Source organism: Catellatospora sp. KI3, from assembly GCF_029948125.1.
Taxonomy (GTDB): Bacteria; Actinomycetota; Actinomycetes; order Mycobacteriales; family Micromonosporaceae; genus Catellatospora.
This window is the reverse complement of the sequence record NZ_JASAMB010000005.1, coordinates 159,236-180,590: the sequence shown is the minus strand read 5'-3', so window position 1 is coordinate 180,590 and position 21,355 is coordinate 159,236. Positions and strand designations below refer to the sequence as shown.

25 protein-coding genes are annotated in these 21,355 nt (G+C 73.4%); 11 read left to right on the top strand and 14 right to left on the bottom strand.

What is annotated here, in order from left to right:
• Window positions 1-191: 191 nt before the first annotated feature.
• Together ggt and QEZ54_RS11090 are read right to left on the bottom strand one after the other, a co-directional pair.
• The gene (gene ggt / locus QEZ54_RS11095; protein WP_281304450.1) at window positions 192-1,994 is read right to left on the bottom strand and encodes a gamma-glutamyltransferase; all 1,803 of its coding nucleotides are present in this window, start codon (window positions 1,992-1,994) and stop codon (window positions 192-194) included.
• A gap of 139 nt (window positions 1,995-2,133) precedes the next feature.
• Window positions 2,134-3,408: an MFS transporter gene (locus tag QEZ54_RS11090; protein WP_281304449.1), complete on the bottom strand. Its 1,275-nt coding sequence runs from the start codon at window positions 3,406-3,408 to the stop codon at window positions 2,134-2,136.
• 106 nt (window positions 3,409-3,514) lie between these two features.
• Here QEZ54_RS11090 and QEZ54_RS11085 point away from each other — a divergent pair, with 106 nt between their 5' ends.
• Window positions 3,515-4,012, top strand: coding sequence for a hypothetical protein (locus QEZ54_RS11085; RefSeq protein WP_281304448.1), 498 nt, complete (start codon window positions 3,515-3,517; stop codon window positions 4,010-4,012).
• A gap of 319 nt (window positions 4,013-4,331) precedes the next feature.
• Entirely contained in the window at window positions 4,332-5,561 is a 1,230-nt protein-coding gene (locus QEZ54_RS11080; protein ID WP_281304447.1) for an RICIN domain-containing protein, read from the top strand.
• A 46-nt stretch (window positions 5,562-5,607) separates the two neighbouring features.
• Here the strand turns inward: QEZ54_RS11080 and QEZ54_RS11075 are convergent, their stop codons facing one another.
• The 5 genes from QEZ54_RS11075 to QEZ54_RS11055 all read right to left on the bottom strand — a co-directional run bounded on the left by QEZ54_RS11075 (window position 5,608) and on the right by QEZ54_RS11055 (window position 9,317).
• Window positions 5,608-6,207, bottom strand: coding sequence for a pyridoxamine 5'-phosphate oxidase family protein (locus tag QEZ54_RS11075; protein WP_281304446.1), 600 nt, complete (start codon window positions 6,205-6,207; stop codon window positions 5,608-5,610).
• Between the two features lie 138 nt (window positions 6,208-6,345).
• Window positions 6,346-7,098 (bottom strand): AraC family transcriptional regulator, encoded by a 753-nt coding sequence (locus QEZ54_RS11070; RefSeq protein WP_281304600.1) that lies wholly within the window; start codon window positions 7,096-7,098, stop codon window positions 6,346-6,348.
• A 32-nt stretch (window positions 7,099-7,130) separates the two neighbouring features.
• The gene (locus QEZ54_RS11065) at window positions 7,131-7,433 is read right to left on the bottom strand and encodes an antibiotic biosynthesis monooxygenase (RefSeq protein ID WP_281304445.1); all 303 of its coding nucleotides are present in this window, start codon (window positions 7,431-7,433) and stop codon (window positions 7,131-7,133) included.
• Window positions 7,434-7,517: 84 nt separating this feature from the next.
• Complete coding sequence (locus tag QEZ54_RS11060; RefSeq protein WP_281304444.1) at window positions 7,518-8,459, bottom strand: NAD(P)H-binding protein; 942 nt, start codon at window positions 8,457-8,459, stop codon at window positions 7,518-7,520.
• A 57-nt stretch (window positions 8,460-8,516) separates the two neighbouring features.
• Complete coding sequence (locus tag QEZ54_RS11055) at window positions 8,517-9,317, bottom strand: GNAT family N-acetyltransferase (RefSeq protein WP_281304443.1); 801 nt, start codon at window positions 9,315-9,317, stop codon at window positions 8,517-8,519.
• A gap of 70 nt (window positions 9,318-9,387) precedes the next feature.
• Between QEZ54_RS11055 and QEZ54_RS11050 the strand changes: the two genes are divergently transcribed.
• Together QEZ54_RS11050 and QEZ54_RS11045 are read left to right on the top strand one after the other, a co-directional pair.
• Window positions 9,388-9,909, top strand: a complete 522-nt coding sequence (locus QEZ54_RS11050) for a GNAT family N-acetyltransferase (RefSeq protein ID WP_281304442.1) — start codon at window positions 9,388-9,390, stop codon at window positions 9,907-9,909.
• On the top strand, window positions 9,906-10,307 hold the full coding sequence (locus tag QEZ54_RS11045) for a hypothetical protein (RefSeq protein WP_281304441.1): 402 nt from the start codon (window positions 9,906-9,908) through the stop codon (window positions 10,305-10,307). Before QEZ54_RS11050 ends, QEZ54_RS11045 begins: the two co-directional genes overlap by 4 nt.
• 4 nt (window positions 10,308-10,311) lie before the next feature.
• On the opposite strand, the gene QEZ54_RS11040 is transcribed toward QEZ54_RS11045, so the two are convergent.
• Window positions 10,312-10,437: a hypothetical protein gene (locus QEZ54_RS11040; RefSeq protein WP_281304440.1), complete on the bottom strand. Its 126-nt coding sequence runs from the start codon at window positions 10,435-10,437 to the stop codon at window positions 10,312-10,314.
• A gap of 149 nt (window positions 10,438-10,586) precedes the next feature.
• Complete coding sequence (locus QEZ54_RS11035) at window positions 10,587-11,330, bottom strand: 3-oxoacyl-ACP reductase family protein (RefSeq protein WP_281304439.1); 744 nt, start codon at window positions 11,328-11,330, stop codon at window positions 10,587-10,589.
• Window positions 11,331-11,443: 113 nt separating this feature from the next.
• Here QEZ54_RS11035 and QEZ54_RS11030 point away from each other — a divergent pair, with 113 nt between their 5' ends.
• Entirely contained in the window at window positions 11,444-12,040 is a 597-nt protein-coding gene (locus tag QEZ54_RS11030) for a TetR/AcrR family transcriptional regulator (RefSeq protein ID WP_281304438.1), read from the top strand.
• Window positions 12,041-12,065: 25 nt separating this feature from the next.
• Here the strand turns inward: QEZ54_RS11030 and QEZ54_RS11025 are convergent, their stop codons facing one another.
• Both QEZ54_RS11025 and QEZ54_RS11020 read right to left on the bottom strand, forming a co-directional pair.
• On the bottom strand, window positions 12,066-12,980 hold the full coding sequence (locus QEZ54_RS11025; protein WP_281304437.1) for a neutral zinc metallopeptidase: 915 nt from the start codon (window positions 12,978-12,980) through the stop codon (window positions 12,066-12,068).
• A 28-nt stretch (window positions 12,981-13,008) separates the two neighbouring features.
• Window positions 13,009-13,737, bottom strand: coding sequence for a class I SAM-dependent methyltransferase (locus QEZ54_RS11020; protein ID WP_281304436.1), 729 nt, complete (start codon window positions 13,735-13,737; stop codon window positions 13,009-13,011).
• Window positions 13,738-13,802: 65 nt separating this feature from the next.
• Between QEZ54_RS11020 and QEZ54_RS11015 the strand changes: the two genes are divergently transcribed.
• The gene (locus tag QEZ54_RS11015) at window positions 13,803-14,168 is read left to right on the top strand and encodes a YciI family protein (protein ID WP_281304435.1); all 366 of its coding nucleotides are present in this window, start codon (window positions 13,803-13,805) and stop codon (window positions 14,166-14,168) included.
• On the opposite strand, the gene QEZ54_RS11010 is transcribed toward QEZ54_RS11015, so the two are convergent.
• Window positions 14,099-15,748: a hypothetical protein gene (locus QEZ54_RS11010; RefSeq protein ID WP_281304434.1), complete on the bottom strand. Its 1,650-nt coding sequence runs from the start codon at window positions 15,746-15,748 to the stop codon at window positions 14,099-14,101. The genes QEZ54_RS11015 and QEZ54_RS11010 overlap by 70 nt on opposite strands.
• 146 nt (window positions 15,749-15,894) lie before the next feature.
• On the opposite strand from QEZ54_RS11010, the gene QEZ54_RS11005 reads away from it, so the two are divergent.
• Complete coding sequence (locus QEZ54_RS11005; protein ID WP_281304433.1) at window positions 15,895-16,203, top strand: metalloregulator ArsR/SmtB family transcription factor; 309 nt, start codon at window positions 15,895-15,897, stop codon at window positions 16,201-16,203.
• Window positions 16,200-16,631, top strand: a complete 432-nt coding sequence (locus QEZ54_RS11000; RefSeq protein ID WP_281304432.1) for an SRPBCC domain-containing protein — start codon at window positions 16,200-16,202, stop codon at window positions 16,629-16,631. Before QEZ54_RS11005 ends, QEZ54_RS11000 begins: the two co-directional genes overlap by 4 nt.
• 58 nt (window positions 16,632-16,689) lie before the next feature.
• Here the strand turns inward: QEZ54_RS11000 and QEZ54_RS10995 are convergent, their stop codons facing one another.
• Window positions 16,690-17,184 carry a universal stress protein gene (locus QEZ54_RS10995; RefSeq protein ID WP_281304431.1) on the bottom strand — a complete coding sequence of 165 codons (495 nt, stop codon included), beginning with the start codon at window positions 17,182-17,184 and terminating at the stop codon, window positions 16,690-16,692.
• Window positions 17,185-17,280: 96 nt separating this feature from the next.
• Between QEZ54_RS10995 and QEZ54_RS10990 the strand changes: the two genes are divergently transcribed.
• Both QEZ54_RS10990 and QEZ54_RS10985 read left to right on the top strand, forming a co-directional pair.
• A complete protein-coding gene (locus tag QEZ54_RS10990) occupies window positions 17,281-17,868 on the top strand; it encodes a TetR family transcriptional regulator (protein WP_281304430.1) in 588 nt (195 codons plus the stop codon).
• Between the two features lie 777 nt (window positions 17,869-18,645).
• Window positions 18,646-19,635, top strand: coding sequence for a lysylphosphatidylglycerol synthase transmembrane domain-containing protein (locus QEZ54_RS10985; RefSeq protein WP_281304429.1), 990 nt, complete (start codon window positions 18,646-18,648; stop codon window positions 19,633-19,635).
• Here the strand turns inward: QEZ54_RS10985 and QEZ54_RS10980 are convergent.
• Entirely contained in the window at window positions 19,625-20,104 is a 480-nt protein-coding gene (locus QEZ54_RS10980) for a GNAT family N-acetyltransferase (RefSeq protein ID WP_281304428.1), read from the bottom strand. The genes QEZ54_RS10985 and QEZ54_RS10980 overlap by 11 nt on opposite strands.
• Before the next feature lie 240 nt (window positions 20,105-20,344).
• On the opposite strand from QEZ54_RS10980, the gene QEZ54_RS10975 reads away from it, so the two are divergent.
• On the top strand, window positions 20,345-21,313 hold the full coding sequence (locus tag QEZ54_RS10975) for a CapA family protein (protein ID WP_281304427.1): 969 nt from the start codon (window positions 20,345-20,347) through the stop codon (window positions 21,311-21,313).
• Window positions 21,314-21,355: the final 42 nt, after the last annotated feature.

The window sequence follows — 21,355 nt, the reverse complement described above, 5'->3', positions numbered from 1 at the left end:
AGTGAAGGTTGTGCATGTCCAGTCCCACCAGACTAGAGACCGGACGCCGATACGGCAATCAACCTTCCTATCACCAGACCCGCCCGTCCGCGCAGGCCGATCGCCGTCCGACAATTTCGGGGAAAGTGCGGGAATCCAGGCCAGGATTCCCGCACTTTCCCCGAGACTGCGGCAGAGCGGAGCGGGTGCGGTCAGTAGGCAGGCCAGAGGACCCCGGCGGCGCCGCCGCCGCGGCGGGTGGGCTCGGCCGCTGCGACCAGGCGGCCGCCGCCGAGGAACTCGATGCCGGTGGCGGCGCCGATCTCCGGGTTCGGCGCGAACACGTGGCCCAGCGCCGCCAGCCCCGGCTGCTCCGGGGCGAATCCCGGTTCGGCCTGCACCGCGGCCGTGTTGCGCTGCGTGGCGCGGGCCGCGGCCACCGCCTCGGGCAGGGTCATCCCCAGGTCCAGCCGGTTGACCAGGATCTGCAGCACGGTCGTGATGATCGTCGAGCCGCCCGGCGTGCCGACCGCGAGGTACGGCTTGCCGTGCGACAGCACGATCGTCGGCGCCATCGAGCTGCGCGGCCGCTTGCCCGGCCCCGGCAGGTTCGGGTCGGGCGCACCGCCCTGGGTGGGCGTGAAGTTGAAGTCGGTCATCTCGTTGTTGAGCAGGAAGCCGCGACCCGGGACCACCATGGCGTTGCCGCCGGTCTGCTCGATGGTCAGCGTGTACACGACCACGTTGCCCCACCGGTCGGCCACGGTCAGGTTGGTGGTCGACTGGCCCTCGGTCACCGACTCGCCCGGCGCCGCCGTCGCGCACCCGGTGTAGGACCCGTCGGGCTCGCCCGGCGCGACCGGCTTGACGAGCGCGTGCGCCGGGTCGATCAGGCAGGCGCGCTCCTTGGCGAACCCGTCGGTCAGCAGCTCGTCGAGCAGCGGGCGCGGGGTGTAGTCGCCGACGTAGCGGTTGCGGTCGGCGAACGCCAGCGCGCTGGCCTCCAGGTAGTGGTGCAGCGCCTCGGTGCGGCTCATCGCCGAGAGGTCGGAGTTCTCCAGGATGTTCAGCGCCTCGCCGACCGCCTGGCCGCCGCTGGAGGGCGTGGCCATGCCGTACACGTCCAGGCCGCGGTAGGCGACGTGGGTCGGCTCGGGGGTGCGCACGCGGTAGGCGGCCAGGTCCGAGGCGGCCATGGTGCCGGGCCGGATCGGGTACGGCCAGACGGTGCCCGGCGCGGACACCACCGGCGGGTGCTGCACCGTGCCGACGATGTCGGCGCCGATCGCACCCCGGTAGAAGGCGCCGGTGCCCTCCCGGCCGAGCTGCCGGTAGGTGCGGGCCAGGTCCTTGTTGCGGAACACCGAGCCGACGGCCGGCGGCTGCCCGTCCGGCAGGTACAGCGCGCTGGTGGAGGTGAACTGGCTGAACGCGGCCGCGTTGTCGCTGATCTGGGTGCGGAACGTGGCGTCGACCAGGAAGCCCCGGTCGGCGACCTGCTCGGCCGGGCGCAGCGCCTGGGCCAGGCTGGTCGTACCCCAGCTGCGCAGCGCCTGCTGCCAGGTGGCCAGGGTGCCCGGCACACCCGCGGCGACGCCGCTGACGCGCGCCTCCTGGAACTGGTACGGCAGGCCGGTGGCCGGGTCGACGAAGGCGTTCTCCGTCATGGTCATCGGGGCGGTCTCGCGGCCGTCGATGGTGTGCACGCGCCGGTCGCGGGCGCTGTAGTAGACGAGGAAGCCGCCGCCGCCGATGCCGGCCGAGAACGGCTCGGTGACGCCGAGCGTGGCCGCGGCCGCGACCGCGGCGTCGACCGCGTTGCCGCCCCGGCGCAGCACGTCCAGGCCGACGCGGGTGGCGTCGGGGTCGACGGTGGACACGGCACCGCCGTACCCCTCGGCGGTGGGCTGCCGGTCGGCGGCGGGCGGGTCGGCGTACGCGGGAGCAGTGATGACGGTCGACAGCAGTGCGGCCCCGGCCAGCGCGACCAGTGCACGGTGGTGCCTGAGTCTCATGACGTTCCTCCACTTAGGAAACTTCCCGCCCACCGTATGCGGTAGCGGCGACAAGCGCATCCGTCGTGGGTTTTGCGACCGATTGGTCTATCTTACCCGTTTTACTGAAGGTTCTCGGCCGACTAGGAGTCCGCCCAGGTCACATCGAGGGGCTGGACGGAACAGCCTCGCCCGTCCCGCGCATGGCGCCGCGGCGGCGGGCGTACACGGCCAGCGGAATCGCCGTGGCGAGCACCGCCAGCGCGACCGTGGCCGCGCCCGAGGCCAGCAGCGTGCCGCCGGGGCCGAGCAGGTTCACCAGCGGGCCGCCGATCGCCGCCCCGATCGGGGCCGCCGCGACCATCACCGAGCCGCGGGCGGCCAGCACCGCGGGCAGGTCGGCCGGGTCCGCGGCGGCCTGGAACAGGGTCACGTTGAAGGCCGGGAACGGACCGTAGATGATCCCGCCGACCGCCATCCCGGCCATGGTCGCCCAGGCCGAGGTGGTGAACCCGAACGGGAGCAGGCAGGCGCCCCACCCCGCGATGACCGCGATCGCGAACGGCCACGGCGACACCTGGCGCAGCGTGCCCGCGAGCAGGCCGCCGACCAGGGCGCCGATGCCGAACACGGCCCAGTAGACGCCGAGGAACCCCGCGTCGCGGCCGAGCACGTCGACGATGAACAGCGGGAGGGCGACCTCGACCGGGCCGTACAGGAAGAAGAAGACCGCGGTCAGCGCGAGCAGGCCGAGCAGCTGGGGACGCCGGGCCAGGATGCGGAACCCGCCCGTGGACGGCGGCGCCTCGCCCGGCGCGACGGCCGCCGCGGGCAGGCGCCGCAGCTGAGCGGCGAGCACCAGGTACGTGGCGGCGTCGAAGGCGAGCACGGACGCCGGTCCGGCGAGCGCGACCAGCACTCCGGCCAGCGGCGGCCCGAGGATGATCGCGGTGGTCTGGGCGGTGCCCAGCAGCGTGTTGGCGGGCAGCCGCTGCGCGGCCGGGACCAGGGCACTGACCAGGGTGTACGTGCCCGCCGTGCCCCACGCGGCCAGCAGTGACGACAGCGCGAGCAGGACCACGTACAGGGTGGGGGTGAGCACCCCGAGCAGGTGGCACGCGGCGGCGGCGCCGAGGGTGGACGCGCGCAGCAGCGCGTTGGCGATGACCAGGCGGCGCGGGTCGACCCGGCTCAGCCAGCGGGCGAGCGCGGCGGCGCCCAGCGCGGCGGGCAGCGTGTACGCGGCGACCGCCGCCCCCACCACCAGCGCCGCCCGCTCCGGCGCGGTGATCTGGATGGCCAGCCACGAGATCGCCACCACGCTCAGGCCGTCGCCGAGGAAGGACACCGCCTCCCCGGACAGCAGCCGCCGGAACCCCGGCACCCGCAGCACCTCCCTGTACGCGGCCGGAACCAGCCGTTTCGCCATGCGCATCGGGCAAGACTGACAGTTCAAGCCCGGTTGAGGTCAACCCGGGAACCAGTCGGGTTCGTCACGGCTCTCCTGCTGTGCACCTGCCCCGAGCCCCGAGGAGACGACCATGACCGCACCGTATCGACGTACCGGGATCGCCGTGCTGCTGGCCGCCTGCGCCGCGCTCGCCGCCTGCACCGGCGGGCAGGCTCCGACCGCCGCCGCGAGCAGCGCCGCCGCGCCCGCGTCACCCCCGGCGGCGTGCGGTTCGCCGGTCGAGACCGGGCCGCTGCCCGACTGGGCCAGCGCCGGCTTCTCGGGCAGCTCCGCCATCCCGCACGTGTTCGGCCGCAACGGCGACATCGCCGCCGTCCTGTTCGCCCACCCGCTGACGGCCGCGCGCACCGACGGCATGAGCAACAAGATCCTGTGGGTGTCGCACCCGCAGCCGACGTCCGACCCGCTCGTGATCACCGGACGGCTCGACGGAACGGGCGACCCGGTGGTCCGCACGGTCGACGGCGGCCCCGGCCCCTCGATCATCGACTTCCCGCAGGCCGGCTGCTGGCGCCTCACCCTGACCTGGTCCGGCCACACCGACACGCTCGACCTCGTCTACGCGTGACCGTCGCGCACGGCGTTACACCACATGGGGTGTACGTACACCCGATGAGGTGTGACGCGCGGAGGACTTCGCCGAACTGATCGAGATGACGGGCTTCTTCGACGGCGAGCGGTTCCTGGCGGCCAGGCACCGCTGCGCGCAACGGTTGGCGCAGGCCGAGGCGGCACCGCCAGACATTGACATACCACGATCGGCGGGACTATCGTCGGCGGCTGGTTGGCCACCTCCGCTGAGGGACGTCTCGTCCCACCCGGGTTGATGCCGGAGACCGGCTGACGGTTCACATCCGTCTGCTCGTTCCTCTCACCCGGGAGATCGCATGCTCCGTACCCCCTCTCTGCCCGCGCCCGGTCGATCACGGCTGGCCGCCGCGCTGGTGTCCGCCCTGGCCGTCCTGGCCGGTTCCATCGCGGTGCTGGTCACCGCCGCCCCGACCGCGTACGCCGCGAGCGCATTCACCTCCACGGCCGTCAACCGCAACGGCGGCAACTGCGCCGACGTGCCCAACGGCACGGCCACCAACGGCACGCAGCTCATCCAGTGGAGCTGCAACGGCGGCGGCAACCAGAACCTCGTCTTCACGCCGGTCGCGGGCACGTCCGACCAGTACACGATCGGCACGGTCAACGCGGGCAAGTGCGTCGACGTCAACGGGGCGTCGACCGCCGACAACGCCACGATCATCCAGTGGAGCTGCGGCACCGGCACCAACCAGCGGTTCCGGCTGGTCCCGGTCGCGGTCGGCGGCACCGACCGCACGTTCAACCTGCAGGCGGTGCACTCCGGCAAGTGCGTGGTGCCCGCGGGCGGGTCGGCGGCGAGCAACACCGGCCTGGTGCAGCTGGCCTGCGGCACGGCCACCTCCCGGGTATGGCGCCTGGCCGGCTACCCGCTCGGCACCAGCCCGTCGGCCTCACCCTCGACCTCCCCCGCGCCCTCGACCTCGCCGGGCGGCACCCCGCCGTCGGGGACGGTGCGGGTGTTCTGGCTCAAGCCGTCGGACGTGCCCTACGACCAGCGCTACCCCGACGGCATCGCCGCCGTCATGCGCGAGGCGCAGCGCTACTACCTGCAGGAACTCGGCAAGACGTTCCGGTTGAACACCGTCGTGGTCGAGGTCGTCAACGGCGACCACGTCCGCAGCTGGTACGAGAACACGCCCAACGGCGGGGACAAGTACTGGTGGTCGGTGACGAACATGCAGCAGGAGCTGGCGCGCAAGCTGAGTCTGCGCAACCCGGACAGCCGCTGGCTGTGCGTCGGTGAGATCAGCGCCGAGGGCGACGGGGCCGGTGGCGGCGGCAGCCCCGGCTGGGTGGTGCTCAGCGGCCACGACGCCGACGGGGCGGCCGGCATCAGCGGCCAGTCGATGAACCGCTGGTACGGCGGCATGGTGCACGAACTCGGCCACGCCTTCGGCCTGCCCGACGCCGCCTCGACCGACGGCACGCCGATGTCGGCGTCGTTCTACAGCTACCCGAACACGCACTTCAGCCAGGCGCAGAAGAACGCGATCCTGGCCGGGCCGTACGGCAGCTTCCTGTACTGAGCCGGTGCCGGGGCCCGCGACGGCGCGCGGGCCCCGGCGCGGCCGGTCACACCGTGGCGGGCTCGACGCTGGGCGGCAGTGGCAGCGGCAGGCCCGGCAGCCCGTCGATGCTGGTCGCGACGTGGTCCTTGCCCGTGAAGTACGCCGACAGCGAGGCGTCGTCCTCCCGCTCGAACCGGCGCCGGTGCAGGTCGCGGTCCTCGTCGTAGGTCATGAACGGGACGGCGTAGCCGCAGGTGTCGCGGACGAGCTCGGCGTGCACCACGATGATCGCGCGCAGGCCGTGGCCGCGGTGGTCGATGCCCGGGAAGTGCGCCAGCAGCTCGGGGAAGCGGGGGTCGTCGCGGAAGACCGGCTCGCCGCGCCCGTGCACCCGCACGATGTTCGGCGGACCCTGGAAGGCGCACCACATGAGCGTGATGCGGCCGTTCTCCCGCAGGTGCGCGATGGTCTCGGCGTTGCTGCCCGCGAAGTCCAGATAGGCCACGGCGTGCTCGTCGAGCACGGCGAACGAACCGGTCAGACCCTTCGGCGACAGGTTGATCGTCCCGTCGCCGGCCAGTGGCGCGGTCGCGGTGAAGAACATCTGCTGCGCCTCGATGAACTCGCGCAGGCGGCCGTCGATGCGCTCGTAGGTCTTGCCCATGGTGCACTCCTCCCCGCCCATCGTGCCGGCGGACGGGCAGCCCGCCGGGCGGTGGACGGAGCTGCCGCACCCGCACGCTACTCCGCCGGGCGGCCCGCCGCCGCCCCGGGCGGTCCGGGTCCCAGCGGGCGCACACGGTCAGGGACGGAAGCTGGCCCGGTACTGCGTGGGCGTGCGGCCGGTGAGTTCGGCGAACGCGGCGTTGAAGGCGGACAGCGAGGTGTACCCGACCCGGAACGCGATCGCGGTCACCGGGGTGTCGCCCGCCGCCAGCTCCTCGACCGCGCGCAGCACCCGCATCCGGCGCAGCACCGCGCGCCAGGTCATGCCGGTCTCGTCCGCGAAGCGGCGCGCCAGCGACCGGGGCGCCAGGCCCACCTCTGCCGCCACGTCCTCGAAGCGGACCTCCTCCCCCAGCCGCCGCTCGGTCAGCCGCAGCGCCCGGCGCAGCTCCGGTGACCGGCCGGCGGGCACGACGACCGGGCTGGGCCGCTCGGCCAGCCGCCAGGCCACCGCGGCCAGGGCCGCGAACAGCGCCTTCGGGTACGCCGGCAGCGGCTGCTCGCCCTCGCCCCACTCGCCGCAGGCGCGCACCAGCTCCCGTGCCAGCGGATCGAGGTCGAACACGGTCAGCGGCGCGGGCGGGGCCGCGACGAATCCCGGGTGGAACAGCACCGACGCCGTCGTCACCGGCTGCGGTATGCCGACCAGGATCGGCTGCCCCGCCCCGATCAGGGCGGCGCGGGCCGGGGGCAGCAGCCACGCCTGACCCCGCGCTTCCAGCCGGAGCACACCGGCGGAGGCGCAGAGCAGGTAGTGGCGGTCCACGCGCAGCTCCCGGTCGGGCTCCGGCGCGAACGTACGGACGAAGCTGTACGCCTCGCAGGTCATCTCCGGCACGGCCCGATCGTAGAAGCCGCCGCTCAGGCGACCGTCTCGACCAGTTCGGCGCGGAACCGGCGGCTCAGCGGCGCGCCGGTCATCAGCGGCCGCAGCACCTGGCCCGACCGCGCGAACGAGTCCGACGCCTGGTACCCGGCGAACGACTCGGCGTCGGCCCACTCGTGCACGATGGTGACCCCGGTGTCGTTCAGGCGCGACGCGTGCACCCGGAACGCGACGTTGCCCGGCATCGCCCGTACGTTCGCGCCCTCCCGGTCGAGCTGGGCCAGGGCGGCGGGACGGTCGGCGGCGGCGGTGTCGAAGTCGACGATGGCGATGAACATGGGCTCTCCTCCCCGGTCGGGTGTACGGCCGCGGTGCGCGGCCGTACACCGATCCTCGCCGGGCGACCCGTGCGTCGGCCGCCGTCAGCCGGACACGTTCACGCTCGCAGCGGACACGTCCCGCGCGAAGGTGTCCCGCACCGCCTGCTCCAGCGGCCGACCGCTGGGCGGCTCGATGAACAACTCCGTGAGCAGCAGCCGGCCGAAGTACCTCGGGTTGATGCCCGACTCCTTGCGCCCGAGTGCCTGCAGCAGCCCGCCGAGCCCGGTGGCCGCCCGGACCACCGATGCGGGCAGTCGGCGGATCCGGCGCGGGCGGCCGACCGCCGCGGCCACGCGCGACATCATCTCGGCCCAGGTCAGGTTCTCGTCGGCGACCGGGATGTCGTCCCCCGAGCCCTGTTCGAGCGCGTCGGCCGCGACCTCGGCCACGCTGCGCGCCGAGGTGGCGGCGGTGCCGCCGACCGGGACGGTGAGCGGCGCCCGGGACCTGGCCCAGCCGTCCAGCGCACCGGCCCAGTTGGGCAGCCGGTCACCGGCGCGGCCGAACACGAACGGCAGCTCCAGCACCGCGACCGGCAGGCCGGGTCCGGCGGCGGCCCGCCCCTCCCGTGCCTGCTCCACGCGGCAGCGGATGTAGGTGTGCCGCTCGGGCAGGCGCCACTGCGGGTGCAGCCGGTCGAAGTAGGTGTAGTACGAGCCCATGATCACACCGCGGGTCAGTCCCTCCGCGCGGGCCGCGGTGAACAGGCGCACCACCGGCTCGACCACGTCGGCGCGGAACGCCGGGTAGACCGGCTTGCGCAGCGGCGCCTGCTCGTCGGTACGCGCCGCAAACACCACGCCGTCCAGCCCCGCGAGCAGCGGCCGCAGCTGCTCCACCGACGCCGACTCCAGGTCCAGGACGTGGTCGACACCCTCCCTGGCGGTGCGCGCCACGGTGGTCACCGTATGGCCCCGCTCCCGCAGCACCTCCACCACGTGTGCGCCGATCAGCCCGCTGCCGCCTATCACCAGTACGCGCATGCGGTGAAGTCCATGTCGGAGCCGCACCGCTGTCAAGTGGCCACCGTGGTGCGCCGGTCAGGCCGGGGGTCGGACCCAGTCGCGGTTCTCGCGTACGACGGTGAACCCGGCCGACCGGTAGAGCGCCACCGCGGCCTCGTTGGCGGCCGGGGTCACCACGGCCACCGCGCCGGCACCCTGTGCGGCCAGCGCCGCGCACGCGCCCAGCACCGCGTCGCGGCCGTAGCCGTGCCCGCGGTGGTCCGGGTGGGTGCCGACCGGTTCGAGCAGGCCGCACCTGCCTACGCCCGCCGACCAGCCGGTCGCCGCAGCGGCGGGCGCGCCCGCCGGGGTGCGCACGAGCACCTCCACGGCCAGGGCGCCCGCCGGCGACCGCCGCATCGTGTGCCAGCGCTCGACCGTGAACGTGGACCTAGCGAAGGCGGACCGCTGCACCAGCACCCGGTCGGCCGCGTCGGCCGCCCCGACCGGCTCGGCGCGGCTCGACACCGGCCGCGGCGCCCACGACAGCACGAGCCACGGATTGTCCTGGTCCGGCGCCCAGCCGGGTAGCGGCAGCCCGTCGCAGGAGTCGTCGCCGGGTTCGAACATCCGCTCGGCGTCAGCCGCGAGCGCCCCGAGGTCGGCGCCGGGCGCGACGGTCACCCGCAGCACGTGGCTGTCCAGGAAGCCGACCGCCACCGGTGCCGCACCGTCGGTCCACATGAGAATCGACGCGTCGTCATTGCGCAGCTCCCACCCCACGTCGCCGGGGTGGAGGCCGCCGCCGGGAGCGTCGACCGGCGTCCACTCGCACAGCGCCCGCAGCGCCGGGCCGGTCTCGGCAGGGGTCAGCTGATGCCGCACGAGCGCACTCATGGGCAGGCAGCCTAGCCAGCACACCGACGGCCCGCGAAGCCTTTTACCACCGGGCTTCTACGCTGATCCGGTGCGAGACATCATGCTGCGGGCGGCCGGGGCCGACGACGGGCCGGCGATCGCCGCCGTTCAGCAGACCGCGTGGCGCGCCACCTACGGTGACCTGAACCCGGCCATGGTCGACGGCCTCGACCCGGCACGCACGGCCGACAACTGGGCGCGGGCCGCCGCCGACCCGGCACGCCGGCTGCGCCTGGCCGAACGGGACGCGAAGGTGGTCGGCTACGCCCTCAGCGGTCCGGCCGAGTCCGAACCGCCAGGAGTGGGCGAACTCGACGCGGTGTACCTGCTGCCGGCCGCGCACGGCCTGGGCGCCGGCCGGCTGCTGGTCGAGGACGCGCTGACCAGCCTGGCCGGGCTCGGCTGCGACGAGTGCGTCGCCTGGGTCGTCGCGGCGAACACCCGGGCCCGCGGCTTCTACGAACACGTCGGCTTCCGCCCCGACGGCGGCCGCGGCATCTGGCGCGGACTGAACACGGTCCGCTACCGGGCCTCGACGACCGGCGCCCGCACGAAGCGGGTGTCCGCATGACGGACTACCGCGACTGCCGCCTGTCCTTCGCCGGCGGCGAGAACGAGCTGGCCGGTCCGCCCGACGCGCTGCGCGACCTGTGCCGGCTGCTGCGCGCGGACCCGGAGGCGATCGAGGTGCCGGTCCGCGGCGGCACCGTCGCACAGGCGCGGACCGCCGGACCGCTGCTGGTCGGCGTACGGGACGGGAACGTGCTGTGCCTGTCCGGCGGAGTCGAGTACCTGGACATCGTCTGGGACGCCCTGGACGGGCTGGCCGAGCAGTCCGAGACCGCCGAGGACCGCGCGATCCACCGCCACCAGCACATCGAGTACTACCCCGGCGACGAGTACCGGTCGCCGGACAGCGTCCCGCTGATCATCGTGGCCGACTGGCCGGACGAGTCCGGCCCGTGCTGACCGGTCAGCCGGTGCGGGGCAGCGCGAACGGGTCCCCGGGCAGGAAGCGGTCCGGATCCACCACGACGACGTCGCGCCGGGTCCGCACGCTGATCGTCATGCCCGCCACCGGGGCCGGTCCCTCAGCCATGCCGCGACCGTAGCCGAACGCGCGCGATCGCGGTGCCCGCGATCCTCGTGGCGGCAGTTTCGGGGAAAGTGCAGCAATCCAGGCCGAGATTCCCGCACTTTCCCCGAAACTGCACGAAAGACCGCGCGCTGGGCGCGGGGCACGCCCGGTCAGGCGGTGTAGCCGCCGTCGATGTTGACGGTGGCGCCGGTGAGGTAGGCCGCGTCGGGGCCGGCCAGGTACGCCACCAGGCCGGCGACCTCGTCGGGGGTGCCGTAGCGGCCCGTCGCGAGGAGCGGCACCGTGTACGCGGCGAAGGGTCCGTCGGCGGGGTTCATGTCGGTGTCGACCGGGCCGGGCTGGACGGTGTTGACGGTGATGCCCCGGCTGCCGACCTCGCGGGCCAGGCCCCGGGTGAATCCGGCCACCCCGGCCTTGGTCAGCGCGTACACGCTGCCGCCGGGGAAGTGGACGCGGTCGGCGTTGACGCTGCCGATGGTGATGATCCGGCCGCCCTCGCCCATGTGCTTGAGCACCTCCTGCGAGGCGTGGAACACCGCGTGCAGGTTGACCGAGACCATCCGTTCGTAGTGCCGCTCGTCGATCTGGTCGATCGGCGCGACGACGGCGACGCCCGCGTTGTTGACCAGGATGTCCACCTTTCCGAAGCGCTGCGCGACCTCGGTGATCCCGGCCCGTACGGCGGCGCCGTCGGCGGAGTCGACCCGCAGCGCGACGGCCTGGCCGCCCTGGCTGTCGATCTCCTTGACCAGCTCCTCGGCCCGGTCGGCCGACGCCTGGTAGGTGACGGCGACCGTGGCGCCCTGCGCCGCGAGCCGCTTGGCGATCCCGGCGCCGATGCCGCGCGATCCGCCCGTGACGATGGCGACCTTGCCCGCCAGCTGCTGTCCCATGACTCTCCACCTTGGCTCGAATTCTTGAGTGCTCATTCAACATGTCATGGCGCGAGGCTCCCCGCAAGTGATATGTTGAACACACACTCAAAAACTTTCCGGAGGGTACGGCGATGACACCGCCACTCGGGCGCCCCCGCGAGTACGACACCGACGAGGTGCTCGACCGCGCCATGAAGGTGTTCTGGGCCAAGGGCTACGAGGGCACCAGCATGGCCGACCTGACCGCCGCCACCGGCCTCAAGCCGGGCAGCGTCTACTCCGCATTCGAGTCCAAGGCCGGGCTGTTCGAGCGGGTGCTGGACCGCTACGTCGACACCGTGTTCGGCTACGCCGCCGAGGCCGTGCGGGCCCCGACCGTGCGCGGGGTGGTGGAGCGCTGGCTGGCCGGGGTGGTCGAGGCCACCACCGGCCGCGACACCCCGCCCGGCTGCCTGCTCGTGCAGGGCGCGCTCGCGGTGGGCGACACCGCCCGGGCGGTGCAGGAGCAGCTCCAGGTCCGCCGCCTGGCGGGTGAGCGGCTGCTGGTCGAACGGCTGGCGCGCGGCGTCGCCGACGGCGAGCTGCCCGCCGGTGCCGATCCGGCCGCGATCGCGGGCTACGTGCTGGCGCTCAGCGCGGGGCTGTCGGTCGAGGCGGCCGGGGGCGCCGACCGGCGGCGGTTGCGTCGCACCGCCGATCTGGCGCTGGCCCGGCTGCCGTGGGAGTGAGCGGGACGCTGAGGTTCGAGGTCGGTCAGATGGCCCTGCTGAAGGTGTCGCACTGCTTGCCGTCACCGCTGGTGTAGCCGGTGTTGAACCAGCGGCTGCGCTGCTCCGAGGTGCCGTGGGTGAACTTCGACTCGTCGATCGGGCCGCCCGCCTGGGACTGGATCCGGTCGTCGCCGATCGCGGCGGCCGCCTCCAGCGCCTGGTCGATGTCGGCCTGGGTGAGCGAGCTGAAGATGGGCACGCCCTTGGCGTCCTTGGTCTCCAGCGCGTGCTTGGCCCATACCCCCGCGAAGCAGTCGGCCTGCAGCTCCAGCCGCACCGACAGCTCGTTGGCGCTGCCCGGGTCGGCCTGCGAGCGCCGCTGCACGTCGTCGGAGGTGCCCAGGATGTCCTGCACGTGGTGGCCGTACTCGTGGGCCAGCACGTACGGCTGGGCGAAGCGGCCCTTGGCCCCGAAGCGCTGGGCCAGCTCGTCGTAGAAGGACAGATCGATGTAGACCTGGTCGTCCAGCGGGCAGTAGAACGGGCCCACGCCGCTGTCGGCCATACCGCAGCCGGTGTTGACCTGCTGGGCGAAGAAGACCGTGTCGACCTGCTGGTACTGCTCGCCGAAGGTGGTCGGCAGCGCGGTGCGCCAGTACGCCTGGATCGAGTTGATGTACAGCGCGTTGCGGCACTCGCTCTGGTTCAGCCGGTCGGGGTTGGCCGTCGAGCAGGTCTGGTCCACGCCGGGGCCGCCCGCGTCGCCACCGCCCATCAGCTTCGGACCGAGGAAGGTGCCCGCCACGATCAGCGCGAGCACGATCAGCGTGCCCACCGTGCCGCCGCCGATGGGGATGGGCAGGCCGCCCAGGCCGCCGAGCGAGCCGCCGCCACCGCCGGAGCCACGGGCGTCGGTCACCTGACTGGTGTCGATGTCAGCGTTCTCGTTGAGGGTCATGCGCCCCGGATACCCGCCCGGGTGGCCGTTATTCGCGGGTGTCGGAGGCCGGCGACCGGCGCACCACCACCACGTCCGGGCTGTCCGCGCCGACCGGCGCCAGGCCCGCCCGCAGCAGCTCGGCGTCGAACAGCTCCGCGCTGACCAGGTGCCCGTCGAAGGTCTCGGTCTCCTGCCGGACCAGCTCCCCGTCGCGGACCACCCGGTAGCGGAAGCACCAGCGGACCCCCGCCGCCCCGACCGGCATCGAGGTCACGTCGCCGGTGTAGACGTCGCCGCCCAGCTCCACCCGGGCCAGGCTCCGGCGATCGCCGCGGGCCGTCGCGGGCGGGCGCTGCACCACCGCCACGCCCCCGGGCACCAGCGCCTCGGCCAGCGCGGCCAGCGCCCGCCGCCGGGCGGGGCCGCCGAGCCCGCCCATGGTGTTGAGGCACCAGCCGAAGTCGGCGACCCCGCGCAGACCCAGCTCCTGCACCCCGGCGGCGTGCACCCGCACTCGGGGACGCAGGTCGGGGCGGGTGGCGAGCCGGCTCAGCAGCACGGCGCGCATGCTCGCCGCGGGTTCGACGGCGTGCACCGGCAGCTCGCACCGCTGCGCGAACCGGAACACGGCCAGGCCGGTGCCGGCACCGACGTCCAGCACTCCCACCCGCGGCCGGCCGAACCACCTGTCCGCCAGCCGGTCGACCACCGCGAGCTGGCCGTCAGCCTGCAGCAGATCGTAGAACTCGGCGGTCACCGCGTACGGTTGATTCACGGTGATCTCCGTACCCCCGACCCGCTCGTGACAACCCATCGATGGACAGCGGTACGCTGCCGGGCATGAACGAATGGATCTACTTCATACACTCGCCGCGAGACGACTTCGCCGCGACCATGAACGACGACGAGCAGGCGGTCTTCGGCGCCCACTTCGGGTACCTGCAGCAGCTGCTCGCCCAGGGCAAGCTGATCCTGGCCGGACCGACCCTCGGAACGATCAACACCGGCGTCTGCGTGATCGAGGCCGAGGACGAGGCCGCCGCCACGCAGATCATGAACGCGGACCCGTTCATCGCCTCGGGCCTGACCAAGGGCGAGCTCCGGCCGTTCCGCGCCGCGCTGCTGCGCGGGCGCGATCACGCCGCCACGCCGGTGTTCAGCACCGAGACGCGGCAGAGTGATTCACCCTCCAGCGTCACCGTGTGAATCTCCCGGTAGCCGGGGCCGGGCAGGCCGGTGGTGATCCGGAAGAGGGGCTGCCCGTCCCCGACGCCGGTGAACCCGTCGGCCAGGTCGACCTCGGCCAGGGAGTTCCACTGGTGCTCGTCGCGGAACGTCGGGCGGGGGTCGGCGGTGTACTCGGTGAAGTGGTCGTTGAGCCAGACCGCCGCCGCGCGGGTGCACGAGCCGTAGTAGGTGCTCTCGTAGTCGTGGCGGGCACCGGTGTAGCCGCCGACGAGCGGACTGAAGTACGCGTACTCGTACGGGAAGATCCGGGCCGAGGCGTAGGCGGCCTCGGCCTGGCCCAGCACGGCCGCCCCGGTCAGCGCCACGGCCAGTGCGACCCGGCCGTGCCGCCGGGCGTGGCGCACCCAGCGCACCAGCAGCACCGCCGCCAGCAGCACCAGTCCGGGCACCACGAACAGGAACTGCCGCAGGCTGTTGTACAGCGTCGAGTGCGCCACGATGATCATGACGAGCGGCAGCACGATGTACGCCCCGAGCAGCAGCAGGCGGGCGTCCAGCCGCTGCCGCCGTACCAGCGCGGCCACCGCCGCCACCGCGCCGGCCGCCGCCAGCAGCACCACCGGCAGCGGTGAGCCGATGACGAGCCACCACGGCGCGTAGTACCAGGGCAGCCGGGTCGCCCGGACCAGCTCGCCGCCGAACAGGATCTCGTTGTCCCAGTCGTAGTTGGCCATCGAGTGCACCGAGTCCAGCAGCCCGTGCACCGGGTTGGTCAGCAGGTACGGCCACATCAGCGACATCACCAGGTAGGCCGCCGAGCCGATGGCCAGCACCGCGCTGAGCTGGTGCAGCAGCTCGTCGCGCAGCGCCGCGCCGCGCAGCCGGTACCCGTGGCGCAGCCAGTACCCGGCCCCCAGCAGCGCCAGCAGCCCGAACCACAGCAGCGCGTTGACCCGGATCGACGCGGCGTACCCGATCGCGGCGCCGACCGCCGACAGCTCCAGCACCTCGAACCGCCGCGGCCGCCGCGGCCAGCGGCGCATCAGGCGCAGCACCAGCCACAGCACCAGCGCCATGGCCACCGCCATGGGGACGTCCTTGGAGTTGTTGGGCAGCTGGCCGAAGTAGCGCGGATACAGCGCGAGCCCGGTCGCGGCGGCGAGCGCACCCCACGGCCCGGCGAGCTCCCGGCCCGCGAGCGCGACGATGAGGATGCCGAGCAGGCCGAAGCACGCGTTGACCATGGTCCGGGTCTGCCACACCTCGCCGGTCAGGTGCTGGCAGAAGGCCACGACCACCTCGAAGCCCGAGCCGTGCTGGGGCATGTAGAGGTAGTCGGGCATCTCCAGGAACGAGCGGTCCCGCCCGAGCGACAGGTAGAACTCGAGCACCCGGGCGCCGTAGTCGTCCTGCATGTACTCGTCGTAGGTGCGGCCGTGGTAGCGCGCCGTGGCCAGGCTCACCCAGGTCACCGCCGCGAGCACCAGCCCCAGCAGGGTGTACGGCAGCAGCACCGCCACCCGCCGGTCCCGCCTCGCCGGGGCGGTCGGCTCATCACCGAGCGTCACGGATACGGGCTCGACGGCGACGTCGGACACGAGGCACTCCCTGCTCGGCGAGGGCGCCCACTCGCCCCCGACCTGCTGGATTGTGGACCAGCCGGCGGGTCGGCGCCAACACGCTCGCCGTAGGCGGTGCCTGTCCGTGTTGACGCGTCGGAAATCTCCGACGTATTGTTCCGCTCGTGACAGACGTGTTCGGCGCGCTGGCCAACCCGGTGCGCAGGCAGCTGCTCTACGCGCTGCGCACCGGGCCGCTGGCGGTCAACGACCTGGTCGCGCGCTTCGCACTGAGCCGCCCGGCGGTGTCGGAGCACCTGCAGGTGCTGCGGCAGGCCGGACTGGTGCGCGAGGAGCCGCGCGGCCGCCAGCGCTTCTACCACCTGCAACCGCAGCCCCTGGCCGAGGTGGGCCAGTGGCTGCACCCCTTCGAGCACTACTGGCGCGAGCGGCTGCGGTCGCTGCGCGACGTACTGGATGAGGAGTCCCCATGACGCAGCCCGAGCCGAACCAGCCTGGCGTGATCCGCTGCGACCAGTTCCTGGCCCACCCGCCCGCCGCGGTGTGGCGGGCGCTGACCGACCCGGAGCTGCACGCCCGCTGGTGGGCCACCGGTGACGTCCGGCCCGAGGTGGGGCACCGCTTCACCCTCGACATGGGCAGGTGGGGGCAGCAGCCGTGCCAGGTGCTGGAGGTGCTGCCGGAGCGGCTGCTGCGCTACAGCTTCGCCGAGGGCACCCTGGACAACACGATCACCTGGCGGCTGGTCCCCGAGGGCACCGGCACCCGGCTGTTCCTGGAGCAGGCCGGCATCGACCTGGACTCGCCGCTGGGCCGCAGCGCGCTCGAGGGCATGTCCCGTGGCTGGCCCGGCATCCTGCGCCACCTCGGCACGGTGCTCGACTCCCCGACCGCGGCCTGAGCGCGGGCCTGACACGGTGCTCGGCCCGCCCGGCCGGTGGCCTGAGCGTGCGGGCGGGCTAGGGCACCACCACGACCGGCCAGCGGCCGAGCCGGACCAGCCGGGTCGCGACCGAGCCGAGGAAGCGGTGCCCGGCCTGCGCGGAGACGCCGACCACCAGCATGTCGGCCTTGAACTGGTCGGCGGTCTCGCGCAGGCGCGCGAACGGGTCGCCCTCCCGGACCACGAACGTGACCGGCAGGCCCATCTCCTCGGCGGCCCGGCGCACGTCCCGGCGCAGCTGCGCGGCGATCTCGTCGTTGGCGTCGGCGGCGGCCACGGCGAGGTCGGCGTACATCGAGCCGACCAGGCCGGGCGAGGTGCCGACGAAGACGACGACCAGGCGGCAGCGCTGGCGGCGGGCCAGCCCGGCGGCGTACGCGGCGGCGTGCTCAGAGGTGGGGCTCCCGTCCACGCCCACCATGATCACGCGGGGGCCGTCCGTGCCGCACTCGAAGTCGTGGCGCGGTGCCGCCGGACCGTAGTGCTCGGCCGCGCCGGTCGAGGCGTCCATCTCAGCGGCCCGCGCCGCGCGGGGCGGCACTTCTTGCCGCGTACGCAAAGTTGCCCATGAGGCAAGTTTGCCCGACGGGCGGTAAAGTGGGCATCTGTGGAGACCACCATCACGCTGCGTGAGCGCAAGAAGGAAGCCACCCGGCAGGCGCTGCACGAGGCCACCCTGCGCCTGGCCCTCGAACGCGGCTTCGACACGGTCACCGTCGACGCGATCGCCGACGAGGCCAACGTCTCCCGGCGCACCTTCTCCAACTACTTCCTCAACAAGGAAGACGCCCTGCTGTACGGCGACCGCGCCCGCATCGACGGACTGCTCGAACGGCTGCGCGCCCGCCCCGCCGACGAACCCCCGTGGCAGGCGCTGACCCGCAGCGCCGCCGCCCAGTTCGCCCAGCGGCGCGAACCCGACCCGAACTGGCTTGGCCAGCTCCGCCTGCTGCGGCGGCACCCGTCGCTGCTCGCCCAGCAGGCCGCCATCCAGGCCGCCTTCGAGCACGAGCTCGCCAATGAGATCGCCGCCCGCGACCCCCACCCCGACCCGATGCGCGCCCGCGTCATGGCCGCCGTCTTCCTCGCCACCATCCGCACCGTCACCGCCCACTGGACCGAGCAGAAGACCCCTTCCCCCCTCTCCGAAGCCATCCAGACCGGCCTCTCCCACGCCGCCTCCCCCTTCACCTGACCCCACCCACCCCGCCCACCCGGTTGATCATGAACTTAAGGTCGGGTTCGACGGTGTGTCGCCACCCTGGCACCGTGATCACTCGCCGAAACGAGGCGAGGCAGCCGTGGCGGGCAGGTAGGTAAGGGTGCGAGCCTCGAGCGGCGAGAGGCGCGCGCCGCAGGCGACAGGGCGCACCACCAGCGAGAAGCGCACCACCAGTGAGAAGCACACCGCAGGGGGAGCGCGCCGCAGGTGAGGGGGCGCGCCGCAGGTGAGGGGCGCGCCGCGATGATCGCTGCCAGCGGTCACTACCTCTGCCGACCGCGTTCCTGATCGCCGTCAGTGGTCAGAACCTCGGCCAATGGCCCATGTTGTGGCCGCCAACAGCGATCAAAGCAGTAGGACGGACGCCGAAGATCGCCACCAGCGGTCACAACGCTGCTCGGCCCGCCGGCCGAAACCCGCTACGAGTCCGCAGACACCGATCACCAATCCTCGCGCAAGCGAAGATCGCTGTCTTCGGACAGAACATCGCGCAGCGCGCTAGAGCCGGGTCCCGCCTTCCGGCCGACAACGGCGATCAACCGCCCGGGCGCCGCGCCGACGATCACCGGACCCGGTCGGAACCCCGCAGCAGCTCGGAAGCTGGCCGCCCACCGAGGAGACCGGCCGGATCACACAGCTTGCCGTGTGGGCAAAATTACTTGTTGTGCAAAAGCATCAGCCGAGGCAGTAGCGTCGGCGATCGTGCGGCACCCCGCGATCAGACGATGGCTCCGCAGGCTGCTGCCTGTGGTGGCGATCGCCGTAGCGCTGTACACCGTGCGCGACAAGGTGCCGGGCCTCGACGAGATCTGGCCCGTACTCGCGGGTGCCGAGCCCGGTTGGCTGCTCGTGGCCCTGGTCGCCGAGTGGGTCTCCATGGCCATGTTCGCCCGGCAGCAGGTCTGGCTGCTCAAGGGCGTGGACGTGGACGTGCCGATGCGCAGCGCGCTGGCGGTCACCTACGGCCGGTCGGCGATCGCGATCAGCATGCCCGCCGGGTCGGCGGTGTCGGCCGCGTTCGCCTACCAGTCGTTCCGCCGCTGGGGCGCCTCCAGCGAGGCCGCCACGGCGGTCATGATCCTGTCCGGGGTGTGCTCGTTCGCCGCGCTGGCCCTGCTCTACCTGACCGGCTTCCTGACCATGGTCGTCCGGGCGCCGCAGGAGATGTGGGAGTCCCACCCCGCCGGGGTGCTGAGCGCGGCGGGCGCCGTCGCCGCCGGACTCGGCCTGCGGATCTGGCGCCGGTCGCGGCACCGCCGGGACTGCGCCGATCGCGTCGTCCGGACCGCCGGCCCGGTCGCCGAGGACGGCTGGCTGGGCGGCCGCCTGCGCACACTGCTCGACCTGCTGCGGCGTACGATCTCCGTCAGCGCCACCATCTCCCGCCGCCACCGCCGCGCCGCCCTCGGCTTCGCCGCCGCCAACTGGCTGGCCGACCTGATCTGCCTGGCCGCCGTCGCCCGCGCCTTTGACCTGCCGCTGACCTTCGTCCAGCTCGGCACCGTGTACGTCGTCGTGCAGCTGGTCCGCCAGATCCCGGTGTCCCCCGGCGGTATGGGCGTCATCGAGGCCAGCCTGCTCACCGCGCTCACCTCGGCCGGTGCCGGGCAGGCACCCGCCGCCGCGGCGGTGCTCGGCTACCGCCTGTTCTCGTGCTGGCTGATCATCCCGGTGGGCCTGGCGATCTGGGCGTACCTCGGCAAGGTGCACGCCCCGCAGCCGCAGCCGGTCATGCCGTGAACGTCAGCCACAGGTACGGCCGCGGCTGGATCGCATTCCACTCCCGCTCCTGCTCCGCCGCCACCCGGACGAACCCCGCCCCGAGGTAGCAGGCCAGCGCCGCGTCGTTGCCCGGCACCAGCCGCAGGAACACCGTCGGGTGCGCCCGCCGGGCCAGCCCGGTCAGCGCCCGTACCAGCTCTCGACCCAGGCCGTGGCCGCGACGGCGGGGGGCGATCAGGAGCCGGGCCAGCTCGACCTCACCCTCCTCGTCGTCGAGCCACAGCTCGCCGTACCCGACCGGCTCGTCGCCCTCGAGCAGCAGGTATGCGCGCACGTCCGGCTCGCCCGACCAGGACGCGACCACCTCCGGCGGCACGGGCGCCCGGTCGCGCGAGCACCAGGCCGCGACCTCGGCCGCGGTCGTCGCCCAGCCGCTCACCAACCCGGCCGCCTCAATCCGGAAGGCCACCACCGACCGCTCCACCACGCTGCTCCTCCTCGCCCGACCCGCACCGGCGCAGCACGTTAACACCGCACCCGCCGCCCCCGCGCCCCACTTTGGGCGCCAACCGCAGGCTGCAATTTCGGGGAAACTGCGGCAATCGGGGCCCGGATACCTGCACTTTCCCCGAAACTGCCCGCCCCGCGCGGACGCGGCGCGGGCGGGGCGGCGCGGGCGGGGCGGGGGTGGGTTGTGGGGCGGGGCGGGGCGCGGTGGAATGGGGTGGTGGTGCGAGTGGTGCTCGCGGGGGACACCATGCTCGGGCGCGGCGTCGGTGACAGCCTGGCCGCCGGGGTGCCGTTCGACGAGCTGTTCTCCCCCGCCGTACGCCGGATCTGCGCCGGTGCCGACGCCTGCGTGGTCAACCTGGAGTGCTGCGTCAGCGATCGGGGCGAGCGCTGGGCCGCCCCGGGCAAGCCGTTCTTCTTCCGGGCCCCGCCGCGCGCGGCCGCACTGCTGTCCTGGCTCGGCGTCGGGTGCGTGACGCTGGCCAACAACCACGCCCTGGACTACGGCTCGGTGGCACTGCTGGACACGCTGGGCCTGCTGGACGCGGCCGGGATCGCGGTGGCCGGGGCCGGGCCGGACGAGGGCACCGCCCGCGCCTGGCGGGTGCTCGACGCCGCGGGCCTGCGGCTGGGCGTGCTGGGCGTCACCGACCACCCGGCCGACTTCGCCGCCACGGCCACGGCACCGGGCGTCGCCTACGCGGACCTGCACCGGCAGGTGCCGGAGTGGCTGCTCGGGCAGATCGGCGCGATGGCCGCCGACACCGACCTGGCCCTGGTCATGCCGCACTGGGGTCCGAACATGACCACCCGCCCCGTGCCGCATGTGCGGGCCGTGGCGCCGCGCCTGCTGGCGGCGGGCGCGGCGCTGGTCGCCGGGCACTCGGCGCACGTGTTCCACGGCGTGCGGGGGCCGGTCCTGTACGACCTGGGCGACTTCATCGACGACTACGCCGTCGACCCGCACCTGCGCAACGACCTCGGCCTGCTGTTCGAGGTGACGGTGGACGAGCGGGGACCGGTGCACGCCGAGGCCGTGCCGCTGGCGCTGGACTACTGCCGTACCCGGCTGGCTCGGGGCCGGGAGGTCGACTGGATCGGCCGCCGATTCGCGGCGGCCTGCGCCGAGCTCGGCGGCACCGCCACCCCGGCCGCCGAGGGCAGGTGGCGGGTGCCGCTGTGCTGAGCGGGCGGTGTCAGCGGATCCGGCGGCGGCGGCTTATCCGGG